Genomic DNA, 248 nt, shown 5'->3' with positions numbered 1-248 from the left:
GGTGGAAGCGTTACGTGCCCATGCAGCGCGGCACCCGCACCGACCTGCGCCCGATCGAACCCCCGCCGACACCGCCGACGCCGCCGCGGTACCTGACGCTCAAAGGCGTGGCCGACCTCACCGGATACAGCTACAACACGGTCAAGGGATATTGGCGCGACGGGCGCCTGCCCGATCCCGATATCGAGGTCGGCGGGCCGCTCGAGCTCGACGGCACCGACGACGCCGTTCCGGTGACCCCGGTGTAC

1 pseudogene is annotated in these 248 nt (G+C 70.2%); it reads left to right on the top strand.

From position 1 onward, the window contains the following. Window positions 1–14: 14 nt before the first annotated feature. Window positions 15–248: pseudogene (locus ON32_RS23290) on the top strand (hypothetical protein); the annotation flags it as partial.

This window comes from Nocardia paucivorans NBRC 100373, assembly GCF_000308675.1.
GTDB classification, from domain to species: Bacteria; Actinomycetota; Actinomycetes; order Mycobacteriales; family Mycobacteriaceae; genus Nocardia; species Nocardia paucivorans.
This window is presented reverse-complemented; position numbering and strand designations above follow the sequence as displayed.